Here is a 20,938-nt window from a genome sequence, read left to right as displayed (position 1 = left end):
AAAAAGTGATAGAATATCACTTTTTTATTTTTCATTTAAAACCTGACGAAGCTGTTCTCTAGCAATCACTTCATCTTCTCGTCTAATCAAAAAGGTCAAATAATCTCCTGCTTGTAATTCAGTATTCCCGTGTGGAATGATATCCTTACCTGAACGATGAACCGAAACCAGCAAACATCCTTCTGGTAAATGTATCTCTGACAACTTCTTACGATCCGCAACTGAATCAAATTGAACAATTGTTTCAAACATCATCTGCTTATCCGAATCATCAACATCAATTTCTTTTTCTTTCAACATGTTGTCTAATAAGGAATCATAAATTGGCTCAGATTGTAATAAATCAGCAACGACATAAGCAATTAAAGAGACAAGAGCCAGAGGAAGTAAATGGTCAAATGAACCAGTCATTTCCACCAAAAGAAGGATTCCAGTCATCGGTGCTCGAACAATTGCTGTAAAAGTCCCAGCCATCGCTAAAATTACTAGATTGGCAAATAAATGACTTGGAAGATGAAAAAGTGAAATAACAATTGTCGCAAAAACAGCTCCAAGACTAGCACCCAAAACTAACAGGGGAAAGAAAATTCCTCCTGGCACACCCGAAGCATAAGATACCATTGAAATCAGATATTTCCCAATGAGAATCAAACATAGAAAGGCTAATCCCATTCCTAAACTAAAGGAATCCATTAAACGATGGCCACTCCCAATTATATTAGGAAACAATAAACCAGTTGCCCCAACCACTAAAAAAGTAAGTAAAACACGAAGAAATGGACTCTTTATTTTCTTCATCAAATTTTGACTTGTGAGGAGTGTCCAGTTATAAAAAGCACCGAAAAATCCTAAAATAATTCCTAAAATAATAAGTAGCCAATAATTGGAGAGTTCAATTGAACCAACAATTTGGAAATGAAAAACTGGACCACTCCCAAACATTATTCGTGCAACCATATCAGCAACCATTGCTGAGGTCATACAAGTTAATAAAATCAATGGAGAAAAGTATTTAAATACTTCTTCCAAAGTAAACATGACACCTGACAAAGGTGCATTGAAAGCAGCAGATAAACCAGCAGATGCTCCAGAAGCAATTAGAATTCTTTTATGACGTTCAGTTTCAGCCAACCGGCTAGAAACCATCTGACCCATTGAAGCCCCAAGTTGGACTGAGGGACCCTCACGCCCCAGTGATAGACCTGCAAACATTGCTAAAGTTCCAGCGATAAATTTAGCAAAAGCAGTCGTGAACCAATTATTTTTAAAATAACCCTGTAATTGCCCTTTAACTTGTGGTATCCCAGAACCTGAACTCATCGGATATTTCTTCATAAAGAAAGTAACCACAAAAGCTAAGAAAGCCAAACCCAAAATAAGGAGGGGAATAAAAATAAGGTGTGAGCTAACGAAGCGATAAATACTCAAGCCCCAAGTTTCAGCTTTTTCCAGTGCCAACCGATAAAGACTGGCCAAAAAACCCGCAGTCAAGCCCACGAGTACACTTAGAAAAAGCAGATAAAGATTTTTATTTGTTGATTTCTCTATATCTTTTAATTTCATTACTACTTCCCTACTAACGCTTATTTTAATAAATTTTTAAGCAAGATTATTATACCATAAAATAGATTCCTTATGTTTTGTACTTTTAATAATATACACACCACCTGTATAAATTTACTCAAAAAGGCACTCAATCGAGTACCTTTAATTTTTTAACTACAGATTTACTTAAAGTTTTCTATCTTTCCAAAAAATAAAGAGCCCGAAAAACATCATCAAATAAAATGGAAGTGTCAATGCAGTAATTTCTAGTGGTATTCTTACAACAAAAATAAGAATAATGAGAGAGATAGATAAGACTAAACCTCTATACTTAAAAATTGATTTTGGAATTCGTGGCCAAACATAGATTTGTAAAAGAAATCCAGTGAAAATCATCACCGAACATAAAACTAAAACCATCACTCTACCTCCCTGTTAAGTTTAATTCTCTTTTTTCCCTCAGAATCTCGTTTACTATCATGTATTAAATAATAGATACCTAAGCCAATTAAAAGAATAGAGAACAAAACTACTAGGAACAAACCATCATTTTTTACAAAAACAAAGAAACTAAGAAGAAATACCGACGAAGCAATGATAATCAATCCTCTTTTTCTTCGGTCATAGTTGATTAAAAAAGAATCTTTATATTTTTTTCCTATTAAATAAGCCCCCAGATTATCAATAGTATAGCGATACTAAGTAACATTTTAATACTTCTTTTCTAAAATAATCAGATTATACAGCGTAAATAGAATTATTCATCTGAGTTTTACTCTAATAATCTACATCACTTTCTTTTTTGTGAAAATTGAGAAATTCCTGTCAACAAAGAACTTCCTTCTCCCCAAGCTACTTTTCTTTCAGCTTGAAGTTCCTTATAAAAACTCAAGACATCTTGAGAAAGTTGAGAACTAATAACCAAGGGAAGTAAAGCATTTCTAAAATGAACTAATTCAAATTCAAGGTTTTTACTTTTTTCAATTCGTTCGCGATAATCCAATAATATTTCTTTCTCAGGTGATTTAAGTTCTGACTTATTTTTCAGAAGTTCATCAATTCGTTTTAGGATTTTTTCTTTATTTTTTTTCTCTTTTTTTAACATATTTCCTCCTTTTTTATTTTTTCTTGATAATCAAGCGCGCTTTCTTTTATCTTTAATTTTATTCTAGCAGAAAAAAAGTCTCCTTTTTAAATCATTGCAAAAATGCAACGAAGTAATCTGGAGACTTTTTTATGTTAATAATTTTCCTAAAAGCTTTTGATATCGTTTTTGATAATAATCTGCTAAATCTTCATATCCAACTTGCCCAAAAATTTCAATGGCATTTTTGATTTGCTTTTCACCGCTTATCTTGTCTTTGAAACAATAGCTATAAAAACCATGTGCCAGATTTCTTAGATTTTCAACATAGAGGTCGTAGAAATCATCTTTAGGGTAACTTTTTTGCAAGATACTTCTAGCTGAGTCACGAGCTCCTTTTGAGGAAAGCAAAACGACCGCTCGATACGAAGATTGAAGAACTCTTCTGCGATATTTAAAAACACCATATAAGTGTTTACTCTTCCCCCATAGTTCTTTCATCAAATACATAATTTCTCGTTCACTGAAACTATCCAAAGTCAGATAAAAAATTGAAAGTTCAAAATAGCCCCATTCTCCAACGTCATAGAGATATTCAACCACATCGTCAGCTTCCATTTGTGTCAGTGTTTCATACCGACTTTTAGCACAATAAGCTAGCATTTTTGAATCATATTCCATAGCTTCTAAATAGAGACTATGAAGTTTATCGACGTCATCTGCAATATCCGCAAGAATTATATCTTCTAAAAATTCTTCTTTATAATCCATTGAAAAATTATTGATAAAATGTTCATACTCAGCTAAAGTCACATTCATCTCTTGCAGCGCACTATCCAAGCGTTCAAAGCTTATCATGGTTTGACCTAATTCAAATCTTGATAAACTCGCTTTTGAAATACCTATTTCTGAAAAATGAGAAAGCGAAAAATTCTTTTGTTCTCGTAGTTTTTTAAAAATTTCCCCATAACGTTTATAAGGCATATTTTTCCTCGAAATTTTTTTTATTGACCGATTACTTTTTACCAATACGAATATTTGATTTAGGTTTTTTTGATTTAGTAGCAAAATGGCTTGCGATTGCTCCACCGCCATGTTTTTGATATTCTACGGCAACAAAGCCAGCTTTTCTAAAAAGTTCTTCAAGCGTCTTGGCATCTGGAAAATCTTCTGCTGATTTTTGAAGCCATTGATATTCTTTTAAAGATTTGGCAAAAACTTTACCAAAAAAGGGCATGACATTTTTAAAATAAAGTTCAAAAGCTTGTTTATAAATTGGCAATGTGGGGTGTGAAGTTTCGATACAAACTACTCTGCCCCCTGGTTTTAACACACGAAAAATTTCTTTTAATACAGTAAGATAGTCAGGTGTGTTTCTTAGACCATAACCAATCGTAACTACATCAAAATTTTCATTTTCAAAAGGTAATGCCATTGCATTTCCTTGGAGAAATTCAATGTTTTTCTTCGCTTCTTCTTTAAGTTTAGCCTTAGCAATTTCGAGCATATTTTCTGAAAAATCAAGACCAATTACTTTACCAGAAGGGCCGACACTTTCAGATAAATCAAAAGTCCAGTCTCCAGTTCCACAACACAAATCAAGAATAGATAGACCAGTTAAATCTCCCATTCTTTTCATTGTTTTAGCACGCCATAAATCATGTTGTTTAAAACTGATAATGGCGTTCATTTTATCATAATCTGATGAAATACTATTAAAAATTTCTTGTACACGTTCTTCGTTTACTTTTGTCATAGACATATTATAGCACAAGTTCTCCCTTACTATTTGCTCATTATGATTATAAATAATAGAAAAACTACTGACCAGTCTGTCAGTAGTTTTCTTAACATTAATGGAAGAAATGACTCTTGCTTCCGATTTCGGAAATTTTCTTCGTTTTATCTTCAAAGTGTGGGAAGAGGAAGGCACCTATTGCAACAAATACTATTGATACTGCTACAAGAATGATTATCGCAAACCAAGCATTTGGCCAGTAAATTCCTCCCGCTGATTCTCGTAAAAGGTTGACAGCATGAGTAAATGGTAAATAAGGATTAATGGCTTGGAAGAATTTTCCAGAAACTTGAATTGGATAGTTCCCACCACCACCAGAAATGGAAAGAACCAGGATGATAATCGCTATTCCTTTACCTACATTGCCAAACAGGGCGACCAGAACATAAACCATTATCATAAAGGCTATGGATATTAGTAAGGCAAAGAAAACACTGTAGAATGGATCTCTTACATCTACTCCTAAACCAAAATAATTTCCAAGCGTTACAATCAAGGCTTGAGCAAGTCCAATGGCTACGAAACTTCCCATTCGAGCAAAGAATTGTTCACGTTTAGAATAACGTTTTTTATCTTTATCTGATAAGTGAACCTCCGTTGTTGCCAAACTTGAAAGTAAGACTGCACCGACCCACAGACAAAGCGCAGTATAGAAAGGTGTACTTGCTGAACCATTATTGGCAATCGGATAGATTTGATTTTCTTGGACTTCAACCGGTTGTGTCAGGAAGTCACTTTCTTTGGTCGCATCTAATTTTAAGAGTTTGACGATTTCACCTAAGTCAACTTCTTTTTCACCCTTTTGAATAGCTGCGGCTGCTTTTTGAATTCCTGATTTGATTTCAGGCCAATCATTTTGAATTAAATCGTTGGCTTGATTCAAAGCAGACTCAACATCAGGCATTTTCTCATTTGCCATTGTTAAGGTATCTGTCAAATCCTTACGAACACCAGCATAATCATTTTTAAAGAAATCAGAAGCAGTCCCTAATTTAGTTTTAAGAGTAGGAAACTCATTTTTATAGAGATTAGCTCCCTCATTGATTGCATTAACAATCGTTGTCATATTACCATTTAACATCACATTCGCATCATGAATTTCTTGTTTAATGGCTGGCATTTCGCCTTGATATTTTTCTAAGATAGTAATAGCATTAGAAACTGTTTGACTTGTTGAATTTAGTAAGGCATCAAAGTCGATTTGTTGAGCTTGATTTAATAAACCTTTAGCATTTGTTATGGTATTAATCAATGTTGTTAGAGCTTTATTAATTGTACTACTAATCTCACTGACATCAATTTTATTAATTAAATCAGAAATATTATTTACTACATCATTGATTTGTGATAGATAAGCTCGAATTTTAGATACATCACCCTCTTGCACTAAGTCATTTAGGTGACTCATTCTGGTACTAAGTTCTGACAAGAGCGAATCTAGATTAGTTAATTGCTCAATAGTAGAATCTAAATCGTGATTTCCATTGCTTTCTTGCACCTGCTTCATATATTCAACAATATTTTGAATGGCTTCTCTTTGTTTAGCAATGTTATTAGTAAAATTGGTAATTAAGCTATTTATTTGTTCCTTTTCATCATCAGTTAATTGATTATCGGCAATCGCTTGATCAATAACAGAAATAACGGATGAAGTATTTTTTGAGAACTCTTGAATTGATTGAAGTGTTATTTGAACGCTATTTGTAATGCTAGGCAATGCACTCTGCATTTTTTTCGCCGCATCCAAGGTTATAGTCCCCAAACTATCAGCATCTTGTCCCAATTTTTTAATGTCTGGCATTGATTTTTGGACTTGATTGATAATTTGTAAACCTTGTTTGGCTTCTTGAATGCCTTGAGTCATGGTACTTTCTACTGACGCAAAGTCATCATCAATCATCGAGATTTGTTTCCCAGCATTTTGAATCTCAGGTATTTTCTCTTGAAGGGTCAAAACGAGTGAAAAACTTTTATCAATTTCTGGCATTTTATCATTTAATTTAATGACCTTTTGACCTAAAGCATCTACTTCTGGTAAATAAGTGATAAATTCATTAGCTTTTGCCAGTTTTTCTTTAATTTCTGGCATTTTTCCATGAAGATCAACAACTTGTTGAGTGTATTTATCAATGGTTCCTAAATTATCATTAGTTGATAAAATCGCTGATTTAACCTTCTGAATACTTACCATGTTTTTATCAATATCGTAACCAATTGTATTGAAGGTTTTTAAAAGGGTACTACTTGCCGTTTTGATAAACTCTTCAGAAATTTGCGATTGTAGAGAAGAGGCTCCTTTTGATGTTATTTTGGGAGCGATGGCATTGATTTTTTCGTTAATTGAATAAACAATTTGTGGTTTTTTAATATCTCCCGTGGTGAAACTTAAGAGATCCTTTGAAAAATCCTTTGGTAAATAGATCCCAGCATAGTATTTCCCAGATTTCACACCTTTATCTAAATCTGCTTTGGAATCAACAAATTTCCAGCCTAATTGGTGATTTTTCTTTAAATTTTTCAGTACTTCATCACCAATATTGATGGTTTTATCTTGAAAACTTGCCGATTTATCTGCACTATAGACCGCAATTGGCAGTTGCGAAGTATTGGCATAGGGGTCCCACAGGGCTTTTATATTAAACCAAGCATATAAAGAGGGAATTATCATTAGGGCGACAATTAAAAAAGTCGCCACGGGATTTTTAAATATTCGCTTCCAGTCTAGGGCAAACAACTTCCATGTATTTTTAATACTTTTCACTTCTTATCCTCATCATTCTTATCTCACTTGTAACTTTTTAAATTTCTTAAATATCATCGAGGCTTTTTCATACTTCATGACTGCGGATTTAAAAATTACGCAATACACGATTTTATCATATTTCATAAAAAAGTTCTAGCACTGCTTCCTTTTAATGGACACTTGCTTAACTATTGTAAATTTTTCTTACTAGATAAAAATCTTAAATCAAAGAAATGTTTTGTTTGATAAAAAAAGGAGGAAAGCCCCCCTTTTTAATTATTCATTTGTTAAATCTTCACCGTTGCTTGCAATAACTTTCTTGTACCAGTTAAATGATTTCTTAGGCGTCCGTTTCAAACTTCCTTTACCATAATCGTCTCGGTCGACATAGATGAATCCATAACGTTTGCTCATCTCACCCGTTCCTGCTGATACTAAGTCAATACATCCCCAAGAAGTATAACCTAATAGTTCAACGCCATCAAGTTCAACTGCTTTCTTCATTTCTTTGATGTGTGCAGCCATGTAATCAATTCGATAATCATCAGCTACAAATCCATTTTCATCAGGTTTATCTACTGCTCCTAAACCATTTTCTACAATAAATAATGGTTTTTGATAGCGGTCATAAATAGAATTCATTGTGATTCTTAAACCAAGTGGGTCAATTTGCCAACCCCATTCACTGGCCTCTAAATAAGGATTTTTTACAGATTCAAAGATATTTCCAGCTGATTTATCTGCATCCTCATCCTTGACTTTAGCGACTCGACTTGCATAGTAACTAAATGAAATAAAGTCAACTGTGTTTTCAGCAAGGATTTCTAAGTCGCCTTTTTCAATCGGAAGTGTAATTTCTTCACGCTCTAATCTCTTTAAAAGGTAGTTTGGATATTTTCCACGAGATTGAACATCAATGAAAAAGAGATTATCATGATTTTGTTTTTGAGCTTCAAAAACATTTTCTGGATTACAATCAAATGGATAGTAATCTCCAGCAGCTAACATGCAGCCTATCTTATTTTCTGGGTCAACTTCATGTCCAATTTTTGTTGCTAAAGCCGATGCTAATAGTTCATGATGAGCGGCTAAGTATTTGGCTTGTTCTTTATTTTCTCCTTCTTCAAAAACAAGTCCTGCTCCCATAAATGGAGCATGGAGGAGCATATTAATTTCATTAAATGTCAACCAATAGCGAACTAATCCTTTATAACGAGTAAAAATTGCTCTGGCTAAATTTTCATAGAAACCAACCATTTTTCGATTACGCCAGCCACCATATTCTTTAATTAGGTGGACAGGACAATCAAAGTGAGTGATGGTTACTAAGGGTTCAATTCCTAAACGTTGGCATTCTTTAAAAATATCTTCATAAAATTGCAAGCCTTCTTCATTTGGCTCTTGCTCGTCGCCTTTTGGAAAAATTCTTGTCCAAGCAATAGACATTCGATAGGTTTTAAATCCCATTTCAGCAAAAAGTGCGAGGTCTTCTTTCCAATGATGATACATATCAATCGCTTCTTTTGCTGGATAAAAATGGTCTTCATCGAATTCAAGGTGCTTCATTTCCCCTGTAATAATTGGAAAACGGTCTTTTCCGTGTGGAACAAGGTCGACATTGGCAAGCCCACGTCCTCCCTGATTATAGCCGCCTTCACATTGATTAGCTGCAGTTGCTCCGCCCCAGAGAAAATCTTTACTAAATGGCATAATAGATGACACTCCTTTTTTTATTCTTTTTTTATTCTTTTTTTCATTTTAACATTTTTTTATGACATTTGATAGCGATTTCATCTATTTTTTTGAAGCGTTTTCTATAATTTTATAAATAGAAAAGACTCAAATTAATTTGAGTCTTCTTCTTTTTCTGGTTCTGCCCAATTTCTTCGCAAACTAAAATGGTCTGGAACTAAATCATATCCTGGCTGGCAAAATGGGTGACAACGTAAAATACGTGCTGTTCCCATTGCCAAACCTTTGGCTGGTCCATGTTTTTCAATGGCCTGAATCATGTAATTGGAGCAGGTAGGATAATAGCGACAGGCTGGTGGCAAGGCTGGAGAAATCCAGCGTTGGTAGCCATGTACTGCTTTTACTAATACTTTTTTCATCTATTTCACTTTATTAAGTAAGAACTTATCATCATTCTTGCTAGTTTTACTGACAGACATTATCAGTTCTTTACTTTTACTGACAGAAATATTTTGGAACATCTGTCAGTAAATTTTTATTTCAAAAGACTAAGAATATCAGCAACCATAAGTTCTGGTGTCAAATGATAACGATTGTAAAGTTCTGTCACTGGAACAGAATCATTAAATTCACGTTTCGCACCAAAGTTCAAAACTTTAACATCATACTTACCAAGGAAGGAAGCAACTTTTTGACCAAATCCTCCGTCAAGAATTCCATCTTCGATCGTTGCAATAACTTGATGATTTTCAACTAAGTTTTCAAGGAAAGCTTGGTCCAAATCGTTGATGAAAAGTGGATTTATTAGGGTTGCATTAATTCCATTTTCAGCCAAAACTTTAGCTACTTTTTCACCATGTGAATAAAGACCACCAAGTGCCAAGAGGGCAACTTTTTCGCCTGATTTTGTCATTTGATATGAAGGGGTTGAATAATCTGTGAGAACAGTTGGACGTGATTCTAAGCCGTGTTCTGGCATTTGAATCACAACTGGTTCTTCATGTTGCTCAAGTGCCCAATCAAGAATTGAAATAAATTCTTCTTCAGAAGTTGGAGCAAGATATTTGATATTTGGAATGTTTGAAATCCAAGTCATGGCTGATGAGCCTTGGTGTGTTTCATCTGAACCTGAAATAACTCCACCTTTAACAATAACAATTGCTGGTTCTTCATTAATTGCTAAGTCATGCCAAAATTGATCATAAGCACGTTGAACAAAAGTAGAATTGTGGAAAATAATTGGACGAGCACCAGCCGCAGCCATTGCACCTCCAAAAGTAATGGTAAATTGCTCAGCAATTCCTGCATCAATATAACGGTCAGGATATTTAGCTGCAAATTGTTTCAGTCCAAAGATTCCTGGAATTGCTGCATTGATGGCAACAAGAGGTAGGCCTTCTGAAACCTTTTTATCCATGTAATCCAACATAACTGAACTATAAGATTTACCAGAATCAATCACTTTTGATTGACCAGTTTCTAAATCGAAAGGCATGTGCCAGTGAAAAGCTTCTTTATTTTCAAGAGCTGGTTGATAACCGCGCCCTTTTTCAGTATGAATATGAAGGACAATTGGATGGTCGATATCTTTTACTTCTTCAAATAGGTGAATTAAAGATTCAATATCATTTCCATTTTCAAGATATTTATAATCTAAACCAAAAGTTTTAAAGAAGTTATTTTCGGCTTGACCATTTGTCGCCCGAAGTTCAGCAAGGTTACGGTAAAGTCCTCCATGATTTTCAGCAATTGACATTTGATTATCATTAACTAAAATAATGAGGTTTCCTTTGAAATCTCCGGCATTATTGAGGGCTTCCATAGCAAGTCCCCCAGAAAGTGAACCGTCACCAATGACCGCAACAATGTTGCCTTTGTCATTTGTCAAATCACGCGCTTTGGCATAACCTAAGGCATTAGCAATTGAAGTTGAGGTATGACCAACTGTGAAAAAGTCGTGTTCTGATTCTCTTTGACTGGTGTAAGGTGTGATGTCATGGAAATGTCCATCAGTAAATCCATTTTTACGTCCAGTTAAAATTTTATGTGGATAAGTTTGGTGAGAAACATCCCAAATAAACTTATCAATTGGTGAATTGAAAACTTTATGAAGGGCAATTGTTAATTCGGTCACACCCAAGTTTGGACCAACGTGTCCACCGATGTTTGATACTTTATGAAGAACTGCTGTTCTAATTTCTGAAGCTAATTCTTCTAGTTCTTGATTTGATACTTTTTTTAAATCCGCTGGGCTGTCTATTTTTTCTAACACTGACATCTCTGATTTTCTCCTTTTTAGATTTACTTAGTTATTTACTGACAGAAATTGTCTTTAAAAACTAGTAAATCGACTGACAAAATTGTCATAATTTGAATGCTACTATTATCTTATCATAATTTGTCAGTAATTTTTTCCTATCATATTTTACAACTTTTGGAAAATTTTTGCAGGATTTGAAATTGTGCTATCCACACGAATTCTAATAATGAATTTTGTACCTTTAGGTTTATTATCTTCAACTGTAATCTTCCCATTGTAAGCTTCAACAATTTGTTTGGCCAGAGAAAGACCCAAACCTAAGCCACCTTTTTGACGCGTTCTTGCTTTATCTACTCGGAAAAAGCGGTCAAAGATTTTTTTCTTATCTTCATCAGAAATTCCTTCACCATTATCGGCGACAGCAAAAACTAAGAATCCCCCATTTTTTTGAACATCTACAGAGATTTCACCCTCATCACCCGTGTATTTAAGAGCATTATCAAATAAGATGGTCAGCAATTGTTTAATCAGGGCTTGGTCCAAATTAATCGTTCCATCTAATTTCAAATGGCCTGAAAACTTTTTACCTGCGTTTTCAGCAAGCATTTCATAGCTATTAAAAATATTCTCAAAATAAGTTGCCGTAGTCGCCTCTGGCTCAATTCTGATTCCAGAATCTCGACGAGCTAAGTTCAGTAAGTTACTTGTTAATAAACGCATATTACGAACTTCTGATAAACTTTCAGAAATATTTTCTGATTCATCAATAATTGTTGCAGTTGGCTTTTGGAAAAGTAATTCTAGACGATTTTGCAAGATTGCCAGAGGTGTTCTCAATTCATGTGAAGCATTTTCAACAAATTCTTTTTGTTTTTCATAAGCGGCCAAAATTGGTTTTAATGTCCAGTTTGCAAGATATAGACTAATAATTACTGACAGAAGCCAGAAAGTAATCATTGTTGTCACAATGACCCACATGGCTCGGCTCATGGCATCTTGAATTTGGTCAACATTTGAAAAAATTTGTGCATAAACCGGAGTTACTGTTCCATCAGTATTTGTAATAATAAATTGTGATGTTGTCAGATAACGATAGTGCCAATTATCTCCATAAGGATTTTTTACAGAAACAGTTTGAATAGTGTTAATTTGATTTTCGTTAAATTTCATTGTTTTTTGCAGAAGGCTCATGCCAAAGTTTGTACTTATATTTGCATTTGAACCCGCTGAAGGTATGAAACTTTTACCCTCTGAATCATAAAAAATTACACTATTATTGGGACCGTAATAGCCACTATCTTGCGAATTATTCATTCCTAATTGATTATTCGCTGCTTCTATCAAAAAGACTCGGTTTTGAGCCAAATTGTGTAAATTTTGGTCAGTCGCTCGATACATTCCTAATTGCATGACTTGAATAATAATCACGGCTAAAGCAACAAAAATGACTGTAAAAGCTAGAAAAAAATGAAGGAAGTTTTTCCCATCATTTTTTACAATAGCTGAAGATTTAACTTTTTTAATTATTTTCTTCAAAGAGGTCTCATTTCTAGATAGATTTACTGACAGAACTTTTTGTTAATTTATAGATGACTTTCATCTCTATACAATAAGCTGTCAGTAAAATTTTATCTCAAGATATAGCCAACATTTCGCAAGGTTGAAAGATTATTGACAAATTCTGTATCTTTCAATTTTTTCCGAATTTTACTCATATAAACTTCAACAACAGTTACTGTTGTATCACTGTCATAACCCCAAATCCGGTCAAAAATTTGCTCTTTTGGCAAAATAACATTTTGATTCTGCATTAAATAAACGACTAAATCAAATTCTTTTCCGATTAAATCAACAGGTTGATCATCAACTAAAGTTGATTTATTTGATAAATTCAAACGAATATTTCCATAAGTTAAACCGTTTGAATCTTCTAATTTACCTGTCCGTTTCAAAAGTGCTTGAATACGTGCTTTTAGTTCATCTAAATAGAAAGGTTTTGTTAAATAATCATCTGCTCCAATGTCGAATCCGTGCATTTTATCATCCAAAGATTCCTTAGCAGTCATGATTAAGACTGGCGTATCTACATTTTGCTCACGTAATTCCTTTAAGACTTCAAAACCATTCTTTTCTGGAAGCATTAAATCAAGCAAAATTAAATCATAGATTCCCAATTCTGCCTCATAGAGTCCTTCAACACCATCATAAACCTGTTTGACTTGCGCAAATGATTTTAAGAAATCGTAAACAGATTTTGAGAGTGATAAATCATCCTCCACTAATAAAATTTTAATCATTGAATCCATCCCTTTTCACTTTTTTTAGGGCTCATAATTTATAAATTATTTTTAGTTAAATTGCTTGGAAAGTCAATAAAACTGCGCCCATCCCTTTCTATTATTTTACACTATTATCATATTTTTGTCTTGTACTAGGCTTAACCTTATCTTAAACAAAACTAAAAAAGCTAGAACTTAAATTCTAGTTTTTGTTGATTCTCTAATAATTAATTCAAAAGGGATAATTGATTTTTCTGGCAAATTTTCTTTCTTATCTCGTAAATCCAAGATTTTCTTAATTGCGCTTGCCCCTAATTGCTCAATATGAATGTCAAAAGTTGTTAAATAAGGATGAATCATTGCTCCAAAGATAGAGTTGTTGTAAGTAATTAAACTCACATCTTCTGGAACATTTAAACCTTGACTTCTTAGACGTTCCACAACTTTTAAAGACAAGACATCATCCATAACTACAAGAGCTGTTTCATTTCGCAAGGAAAAATTAGCATCCATAAACAAGAGGTCATGATTGAGCCCAAGTTTCTCGGATTCATCTTTAAAACCTTGATAACGTTCTTCAAAAACTTCTGTTTCTTTCGTATCGGTCACAAATGAAATATTTTGATGTTTTAATTGTGCTAAATGACGAACAGCCTCGCGTCCAAGCAGCATATTATCATTATCCACATGGGTAATTTCATTTTTTCCTTCAGCCGGAGTTCCAACTAAAACAAAAGGAACCTTATTTTCTAATAAATAATCGCGAACTTCATCATTTTTTCCAGCGTAAAGCACGATAAATCCGTCAACTCGCTTTTCTGAATATTGAAGTTCAATCTGTTTTTTCAACTCTTTGGCTGAATGCCCCGTCGCAATAGCGATTGAAACATCGTAATCACGAGCTGTTTCATTGATTGAGGTCAATATTTTCATAAAGAAAGGTTGGCTCGCTTTGTCAGCCACTGGCGGGAAAACAACACCAATTGTATTTGTTTTTCCCGAAGCTAGAATCTGAGCCGCTGCATTCCTTCGATAACCTAATTCATGCATGGCTTTGCGAACTTTTACTTTTGTTTTATCCGAAATCTCTGAACTATCTTTAATGACCCGACTGACCGTTGAGGCATTAACACCAGCTTTTTTTGCAACATCTTTAATTGTAACTGCCATATTTTCACTTGAGACTAGCTAAACCCAGCTCAACTCACCGCTCCTTTCTTTTTCTTTTATTTGACACTCTGAAATTTTATTTTGCCAAATTTTCGATTAATTTTCAACTATTTTTTAGATTTTTGATAAAAAAGTCATTTAAAGACATCAAATTACTTTGTTTTCGTAACATAAAAATCTTTTAACTCAATCTTTTCACCATAGATTTCAAGATTTAAGGCTTGGCCACGTAATAATTCAAGTTTCACTTCTTGACCAACAGAAATTTTTAATAAACGTCCGCGATAGTTAATGTGAAAGGCATAACCCGTCCATGCTTGTGGTAAAAATGGGGCAAAACTCAATTGACCATCCCAGGTTTTCATTTGGGCAAAACCATGAACAATCGCCAACCATGAGCCAGTCATTGATGTGATGTGAAGTCCATCTTCTGTGTCGTTATTATAATTATCTAAGTCAAGACGAGCTGTTCTTTCATACATTTCAACAGCCTTGTCTTCCATGCCAAGCTCTGCTGCTAAAATCGCATGAATGGACGGAGAAAGTGAGCTTTCATGAACAGTTAATGGTTCATAAAAATCAAAATTTCGTTGTTTTTCGGCTAATGAAAATTGATTGCCGAAGAAATAAATTCCTTGAAGCACATCTGCTTGCTTAATATATGGACTACGTAACACTCGATCCCAAGACCAATTTTGGTTCAATGGAAGATTTTTAGGGTCAAGTTGAGCCACTGGAGTCAAATCTTTATCTAAATAGCCATCATGTTGAACAAAGATACCCAATTCTTCATCTTCTGGATAATACATTTTATCCACAATTTCTGACCAGTGAGCAGTTTCAGCTCCTTCAATTAAATCTGGGCGTGGATATTTCGCTAAACTTTCAGCAGTATAAGTCAAAACCCAAGCCGCCAATTTATTAGTGTACCAGTTGTTATTGATATTATTTTCATACTCATTTGGGCCTGTGACTCCATGAATCATGTATTTATCATTTCGTTTACTATAATGCACACGGTCTGCCCAAAAACGAGCAATTTCAATCAAAACTTCTAAGCCTTCATGAGCAAGATAAGTTTCATCTCCCGTGTAGTTGCTGTAGTTATAAATCGCATAAGCCATTGCTCCATTACGGTGAATTTCTTCAAATGTAATTTCCCACTCATTATGACATTCAACACCTGTAAAAGTAACCATTGGATACAAAGCACCTTTAAGTCCTTGTTGACGGGCATTATGTTGTGCTTGTGGCAATTGATTATGACGATATTTTAAAAGATTTTTAGCAACTTTTTCATCCGAAAGTGCCAAGTATAATGGAACGGCATAGGCTTCTGTATCCCAATAAGTTGCTCCGCCATATTTTTCTCCAGTAAATCCTTTAGGGCCAATATTTAAACGTTCATCTTCGCCGTAATAGGTAGAGAAAAGTTGGAAAAGATTAAAGCGAATCCCTTGTTGAGCTTCTGCTGAACCGTCAATTTGTACATCAGCAATTTCCCAACGTTTTTTCCAAGCGATTTCTTGTTCTTTATAAAATTCATGATATGTTTTCTTAGAAATTTCAAGGTTCAAATTTGATAGCACTTTTGTTAAATTCGAGGGTTCAATATCACGACTTGTGACAACTAAAACATTTTTGATAAAGGTGAGTGGTGCATTTTCTATTAATTTTGCTTCGTAAACATCTAAAACAGAACTTTCTCTTGTTTCTTGCTTAACTCGAGTAAAATCGCCTGCAAAGCTTTGTTTAGCTGCTACCGTAAATTGTTCAACTCCAAATGGATTAGGAATTGTTTCAGTGACAATAAATGAACCTGTAGCTGTATTATCAAGGTTTTTTACTGTCCAAAATTTTTCGTCGTAGTTGGAATCTTCATTACGAACATTTGCATCAATGATTGAGGCTGTACGGATTTGGTGAATTTCACCATCTAAGCTTTCAAACATGAAAGCAAAAACCGCAAGTTCTTGTTGAGCAATTGAGAAAAATCTTTCGGCAGTCACACGTACTCCATAAGCTACATAAGTATAGGTGAGTACCCCTTTTTCCATATCAAGCGACAGATTAAAATCAGTCACGTGACTTGCGGCTAAATCAACTTCTTTGTCATCAATAAAAACTCTGACAGAAGCAAAATTGAGGGCATTGATTGCTTTACCAAAATATTCAGGATAACCATTTTTCCACCAACCTACACGTGTTTTATCTGGAAACCAAACCCCTGCAATGTAAGTTCCTTGGTGACTGTCGCCACTATAAGTTTCACTAAAATTTCCGCGCATTCCCATGTAGCCATTTCCAATGGAAGTAAGCGATTCTTGCAAACGACGGTCTTCTTTTTCAATCTGATTTGATGTGATTTTCCAAGGGTCAATGCCCATAATTCTTTTGATTTGTTTCATAGTGTTATCTTGTTCTCACCTTCTATTTTTTATAAACCCGATATTCCCAGGCTGACAGAACCATTTTTTCTTGAAATTTTTGATTTGAACTGCCCAAGACTTGTTGATAATTACTGACAGAACTTCCAGCAGAGCTGTCAGTAAAACTGTCAATTTTTGTAAAATCTAAATGAGCTTTTTTGTCAGCCAAATTGACAATAATTAAAAATTCAGCTCGTTCATAAACTAAAACTTGAGGATGTCTTTTAAAATGAAATTTAATTGAACCCTCTGAAATTGCTGGTTCTTGATGCCGTAATTCAATCAATTTTTTATAAAGTTCAATGAGTTCTTGATTAGTTTGACTATTAATAACAGAAAAATTTGGATTAATTTCCATCCAAGCTTGTCCACTTGTAAATCCTGAATTTTTAGAATTGTCCCACTGCATTGGTGTTCTTGAGTGTTCACGACTATTTTGAGTGACTTCTGCTAGTGCTTGATTTGCTGACAATTCTGTCAGTTCAACGCGACCAACGGAAGATGTTGAATCGGCAGATTGAGGAACTGACAGCTTTGCTGACAATTCTGTCATTAACATTTCATATTTCTTTTTAATCTCGTCAGCTCGCAATTGCTTTGCGTCAGTAAATGGAAAATTAGTCATCCCAAATTCCTGCCCTTGATATATGAAAGGCGTTCCTCTTAAGAGCATATAACTGACAGCCAACGCTTTTGCTGATTCTATTGAACCATCGCCAAAAGTATCAATACTTCTTGGTTGGTCATGATTTTCAATATACAAAGCATTCCAACCCCGTTCAAGCAAATCTTCTTGCCAACGCATAATGACTTTTTTGTAGCCATAAATACTGCCCTGACCATTGCCATTTGATTTTCTGACATTATGTTCTAATTCAAAAATCATATTGATATAGCCAGCTTCATCGGTCCAATCGGGCGCTTGCTTGGAGCGAACCCCTGAAGCTTCCCCAACAGTCAAAGCACCATATTCATCAAAAATAGCTTTCAAATCTGACATATATGTTTCAATCCCAGCAACATTCATGAAAGGCACCCACGGGCCGTCGCCTTTCCAAGATTTAATTTTATAGTTCCATGGCATTTTTTGAATGTGTGAAATCGCATCTAATCTGAAGCCATCTATTCCCAAATCTAACCACCAGCGAATCATGTCATAAATTTCTTGCCGGACTTTGGGATTTTTCCAATTTAAATCAGGCTGTTCTTTGGCAAAAACGTGAAAATAAGCTTGTTTTGTTTTTTCATCGTAAGCCCAAGTTGAACCACCAAAAAAGGAAATCCAATCATTTGGCATTTGGTTAGGGCTAGCGTCTTCCCACAAATAATAATCACGATAAGGATTATCTTTTGATTTTTGACTTTCTAAAAACCAAGGATGTTGGTCTGATGTATGATTGACTACCAAATCCATGATGACTTTTAAGCCATTTTCGTGCGCTTTATCTAGTAATTTTTTAAAATCTTCAAGTGAGCCAAACATTTCATCAATGACTTGATAATCAGAAATATCATAGCCCCCGTCAACTTGTGGACTCTTGTAAATTGGATTTATCCAGATAAAATCAATCCCCAATTCACGTAGATAAGGAATTTTTTCAATGATGCCATTGATATCACCAATGCCATCTCCATTGGTATCTTTGAATGATTTTGGATAAATCTGATAACCTACCATCTTGTGAAAATCATTTGTTTTTATTTTTTTCATAGTTTTATATTTTCATTTTTAAAGTCCCTAAACTGAACTTATTTATTTTTTCAAAATAACGGTGCTGTAAGCTGGAATTGTCAATTTTCCATCAGTTAATTTTGCTTGAGAATTACTGACAGAAAGTTGGTCAGTAATTTTTGTCCCAACAACGCTTTTTGGGAGTTTCATTGTCACATTTTCTGTATCGGAAAAATTATTGATAATAGTCAAATCCTTTCCATAATTAATGACAGACAAGCTATCTTCACTGACAGAAATATTTTTCAATCTGTCAGTCGCAATTTCAGGATATTTTGCTTTGACTCGTAAAATTTTTTTGTACCAATTGAGCAGCGAATTTGGATTGGCTTCTTGTTGAGCTACTGAGCCTCCGTCAGTTGTGGCAATTTCTGTCGCACCTGGCACAGAAATATCCGCTTTGGGAGAATCTGTCCCAGCAGCATTCCACGGCATTGGCAAACGTTTATTTTGGTCAATGCCAGAACCTGTCAGCCCCAATTCCTCACCGTAGTAAATAAATGGATTTCCCGGCATCAAAAGATAAATTTGAGCAGCCATTTTCTGCATGGATAAAGAGCTTAAAAGGGTTGCTGAGCGGTCTGTGTCATGATTACTCAAGAAAGGAGCGTCAATGGCTTTCGGGTTATCTGCATGAATTTCTTGGTCCCATGCTTCAATTTGTTGACCAAATAAAGAACCTTCACCTAAGACTAAAGCCGAATTAATTGGACTTGAACTCGATTGCAAAGCATTTGGAAAGTCAAATAATGAATCAATACCTGATGGATAAATATCATCAATTGCCGAAGCCGTTGAAAAAACTTCGCCCACTAAATAAGCTTTTGGATTTTGCTTTTTGACCGTGTCTGTCAGCCATTTGGTAAAGGCCGCCGTTTTTTTATCATCATTTGAGAAATAAAAACCGACAGCGTCCAAACGAAAACCAGAAACACCTTTGTCTAACCAAAATTTCGTAATTTTTGCAATTTCTTTTTTGACCTCAGGATTGGCAAGATTGAGGTCAGGCATTGATTTATCAAACTCTGACTCATAGTATTTGCCGTTGCTGGCTAAACTATAACCCTCTTTTGCCGTGTCCGACCAATTATAATAGGCCACATATTTTTTGTCGCCAGATAGTGCTTTTTGAAACCAAACATTATCAGTCGCCGTGTGATTAAATGGCATATCCAAAATCACAGCAATTCCTCGTTTTTTAGCTTGAGCAATCAGATTTTCAAAATCAGCCATTGTCCCAAATTTAGGATTAATTTTTTCGTAATTAGTGACATCATAGCCATGATAACTAGGACTAGCAAAAATCGGTGTCATCCAAAGTCCTTGCACTTTCAAATCCGTTGTAGAATTGGATTTTCCAGTATTCAAGTAGTCCAAATGTTGCGTGACCCCATTTAAATCACCTTCGCCATCATGATTTGAATCGGCAAATGAACTCGTAAATATTTCATAAAAATTACGATACAAACTCCTATCAACCTTTTGGCTGACAGCCGCTTTTTTTACTGATGAATCTTTTGAATTTGCTTTTTGACAAGCACTTAAAGCACACGTCGCCAGTAAAGTTACTGACAGAAGTAAAAGCTTATTTTTCATAATATTCGTTCTCTTTTTCTTCCCAGTAAAGTCGGTCAGAATCAGTAATTTCGCGGAGAATTCGTGCTGGATTACCTACTGCAATCACATTTGCTGGCAAATTTTTTGTCACTACCGTTCCTGAACCCACAATTGTATTTTCGCCAATCGTAACGCCCGGATTAACAATTACTCCTGCACCAAGCCAAACTCGGTTACCAATCGTAATCGCTTTTCCATATTCTAGTCCACGCTGTCGAACTCCGGCATCAATTGGATGAGAAGCCGTAATCAGACTGACGCGAGGTCCAAACATCACATCATCGCCAATCGTAATCGGTGCAACATCCAGAAAAATACAGTCCATATTGGCATAAAAGCGCTGACCAATTCTTGTATTTTTACCATAGTCGATGTAAAGCGGTGGATTTACAAATAACTCATCACCAGTTTGACCAAAAAGTTCTTTTTCACGTGCCACAATTTTTTCTGTATCAAGTAGATTGAGTTGGTTAATTTCTTGATTTAATGCTCGATTATTATCAGGTTTGTATTCTGGTTCAACTTTACTTGCTTTATAGAGTTCGCCAGCAACCATTCTTTTAAATTCGCTCATTTTCACCTCACCCTT

General features: G+C 34.8%; 16 protein-coding genes. All 16 read right to left on the bottom strand.

Annotated elements, in window-relative coordinates; translation table 11 throughout:
* Positions 1 to 24: 24 nt before the first annotated feature.
* Complete coding sequence (locus IAE52_RS10725) at positions 25 to 1,563, bottom strand: ClC family H(+)/Cl(-) exchange transporter (RefSeq protein WP_003130350.1); 1,539 nt, start codon at positions 1,561 to 1,563, stop codon at positions 25 to 27.
* 168 nt (positions 1,564 to 1,731) lie between these two features.
* Positions 1,732 to 1,965, bottom strand: coding sequence for a hypothetical protein (locus IAE52_RS10720; protein WP_033900206.1), 234 nt, complete (start codon positions 1,963 to 1,965; stop codon positions 1,732 to 1,734).
* Positions 1,966 to 2,335: 370 nt separating this feature from the next.
* Positions 2,336 to 2,650, bottom strand: a complete 315-nt coding sequence (locus tag IAE52_RS10715) for a bacteriocin immunity protein (RefSeq protein WP_200136792.1) — start codon at positions 2,648 to 2,650, stop codon at positions 2,336 to 2,338.
* A gap of 129 nt (positions 2,651 to 2,779) precedes the next feature.
* Positions 2,780 to 3,613, bottom strand: coding sequence for an XRE/MutR family transcriptional regulator (locus IAE52_RS10710; protein ID WP_033900202.1), 834 nt, complete (start codon positions 3,611 to 3,613; stop codon positions 2,780 to 2,782).
* A gap of 31 nt (positions 3,614 to 3,644) precedes the next feature.
* Positions 3,645 to 4,385, bottom strand: coding sequence for a demethylmenaquinone methyltransferase (locus IAE52_RS10705; protein ID WP_003130358.1), 741 nt, complete (start codon positions 4,383 to 4,385; stop codon positions 3,645 to 3,647).
* Between the two features lie 97 nt (positions 4,386 to 4,482).
* Positions 4,483 to 7,188, bottom strand: coding sequence for a YhgE/Pip domain-containing protein (locus IAE52_RS10700; RefSeq protein ID WP_200136791.1), 2,706 nt, complete (start codon positions 7,186 to 7,188; stop codon positions 4,483 to 4,485).
* A gap of 258 nt (positions 7,189 to 7,446) precedes the next feature.
* Positions 7,447 to 8,880, bottom strand: coding sequence for a 6-phospho-beta-glucosidase (locus IAE52_RS10695; RefSeq protein WP_017864852.1), 1,434 nt, complete (start codon positions 8,878 to 8,880; stop codon positions 7,447 to 7,449).
* A 134-nt stretch (positions 8,881 to 9,014) separates the two neighbouring features.
* A complete protein-coding gene (gene yidD, locus IAE52_RS10690) occupies positions 9,015 to 9,281 on the bottom strand; it encodes a membrane protein insertion efficiency factor YidD (protein ID WP_012898265.1) in 267 nt (88 codons plus the stop codon).
* 116 nt (positions 9,282 to 9,397) lie between these two features.
* Complete coding sequence (locus IAE52_RS10685; protein ID WP_010906088.1) at positions 9,398 to 11,140, bottom strand: 1-deoxy-D-xylulose-5-phosphate synthase; 1,743 nt, start codon at positions 11,138 to 11,140, stop codon at positions 9,398 to 9,400.
* A 147-nt stretch (positions 11,141 to 11,287) separates the two neighbouring features.
* The gene (locus tag IAE52_RS10680) at positions 11,288 to 12,658 is read right to left on the bottom strand and encodes a cell wall metabolism sensor histidine kinase WalK (protein WP_033899080.1); all 1,371 of its coding nucleotides are present in this window, start codon (positions 12,656 to 12,658) and stop codon (positions 11,288 to 11,290) included.
* Positions 12,659 to 12,750: 92 nt separating this feature from the next.
* The gene (locus IAE52_RS10675) at positions 12,751 to 13,419 is read right to left on the bottom strand and encodes a response regulator transcription factor (protein ID WP_021722129.1); all 669 of its coding nucleotides are present in this window, start codon (positions 13,417 to 13,419) and stop codon (positions 12,751 to 12,753) included.
* Between the two features lie 177 nt (positions 13,420 to 13,596).
* A complete protein-coding gene (locus IAE52_RS10670; RefSeq protein ID WP_200136790.1) occupies positions 13,597 to 14,571 on the bottom strand; it encodes a LacI family DNA-binding transcriptional regulator in 975 nt (324 codons plus the stop codon).
* Positions 14,572 to 14,723: 152 nt separating this feature from the next.
* Positions 14,724 to 16,979 (bottom strand): glycoside hydrolase family 65 protein, encoded by a 2,256-nt coding sequence (locus IAE52_RS10665; protein WP_109991104.1) that lies wholly within the window; start codon positions 16,977 to 16,979, stop codon positions 14,724 to 14,726.
* 22 nt (positions 16,980 to 17,001) lie between these two features.
* Positions 17,002 to 18,711, bottom strand: coding sequence for an alpha-glucosidase (locus tag IAE52_RS10660; RefSeq protein ID WP_187398445.1), 1,710 nt, complete (start codon positions 18,709 to 18,711; stop codon positions 17,002 to 17,004).
* 42 nt (positions 18,712 to 18,753) lie between these two features.
* Positions 18,754 to 20,328 (bottom strand): alpha-amylase family glycosyl hydrolase, encoded by a 1,575-nt coding sequence (locus IAE52_RS10655; RefSeq protein WP_033899073.1) that lies wholly within the window; start codon positions 20,326 to 20,328, stop codon positions 18,754 to 18,756.
* Positions 20,318 to 20,923: a sugar O-acetyltransferase gene (locus tag IAE52_RS10650; protein ID WP_162551464.1), complete on the bottom strand. Its 606-nt coding sequence runs from the start codon at positions 20,921 to 20,923 to the stop codon at positions 20,318 to 20,320. Before IAE52_RS10650 ends, IAE52_RS10655 begins: the two co-directional genes overlap by 11 nt.
* Between the last annotated feature and the right edge of the window lie 15 nt (positions 20,924 to 20,938).

It is taken from the genome of Lactococcus sp. S47 (assembly GCF_016517475.1).
Classification (GTDB): domain Bacteria; phylum Bacillota; class Bacilli; order Lactobacillales; family Streptococcaceae; genus Lactococcus; species Lactococcus lactis.
Note: the sequence above shows the minus strand (reverse complement) of the source record. Positions and strands in the feature narration are given on the sequence as shown.

What these genes read in the sequence shown, in the direction of transcription:
- IAE52_RS10655 (WP_033899073.1), bottom strand. Translation starts at nt 20,328, where the DNA reads ATGAAAAATAAGCTTTTACTTCTGTCAGTAACTTTACTGGCGACGTGT.
- IAE52_RS10685 (WP_010906088.1), bottom strand. Translation starts at nt 11,140, where the DNA reads ATGTCAGTGTTAGAAAAAATAGACAGCCCAGCGGATTTAAAAAAAGTA.
- IAE52_RS10715 (WP_200136792.1), bottom strand. Translation starts at nt 2,650, where the DNA reads ATGTTAAAAAAAGAGAAAAAAAATAAAGAAAAAATCCTAAAACGAATT.
- IAE52_RS10665 (WP_109991104.1), bottom strand. Translation starts at nt 16,979, where the DNA reads ATGAAACAAATCAAAAGAATTATGGGCATTGACCCTTGGAAAATCACA.
- IAE52_RS10675 (WP_021722129.1), bottom strand. Translation starts at nt 13,419, where the DNA reads ATGATTAAAATTTTATTAGTGGAGGATGATTTATCACTCTCAAAATCT.
- IAE52_RS10720 (WP_033900206.1), bottom strand. Translation starts at nt 1,965, where the DNA reads ATGGTTTTAGTTTTATGTTCGGTGATGATTTTCACTGGATTTCTTTTA.
- IAE52_RS10710 (WP_033900202.1), bottom strand. Translation starts at nt 3,613, where the DNA reads ATGCCTTATAAACGTTATGGGGAAATTTTTAAAAAACTACGAGAACAA.
- IAE52_RS10695 (WP_017864852.1), bottom strand. Translation starts at nt 8,880, where the DNA reads ATGCCATTTAGTAAAGATTTTCTCTGGGGCGGAGCAACTGCAGCTAAT.
- IAE52_RS10650 (WP_162551464.1), bottom strand. Translation starts at nt 20,923, where the DNA reads ATGAGCGAATTTAAAAGAATGGTTGCTGGCGAACTCTATAAAGCAAGT.
- IAE52_RS10705 (WP_003130358.1), bottom strand. Translation starts at nt 4,385, where the DNA reads ATGACAAAAGTAAACGAAGAACGTGTACAAGAAATTTTTAATAGTATT.
- IAE52_RS10725 (WP_003130350.1), bottom strand. Translation starts at nt 1,563, where the DNA reads ATGAAATTAAAAGATATAGAGAAATCAACAAATAAAAATCTTTATCTG.
- yidD (WP_012898265.1), bottom strand. Translation starts at nt 9,281, where the DNA reads ATGAAAAAAGTATTAGTAAAAGCAGTACATGGCTACCAACGCTGGATT.
- IAE52_RS10670 (WP_200136790.1), bottom strand. Translation starts at nt 14,571, where the DNA reads ATGGCAGTTACAATTAAAGATGTTGCAAAAAAAGCTGGTGTTAATGCC.
- IAE52_RS10660 (WP_187398445.1), bottom strand. Translation starts at nt 18,711, where the DNA reads ATGAAAAAAATAAAAACAAATGATTTTCACAAGATGGTAGGTTATCAG.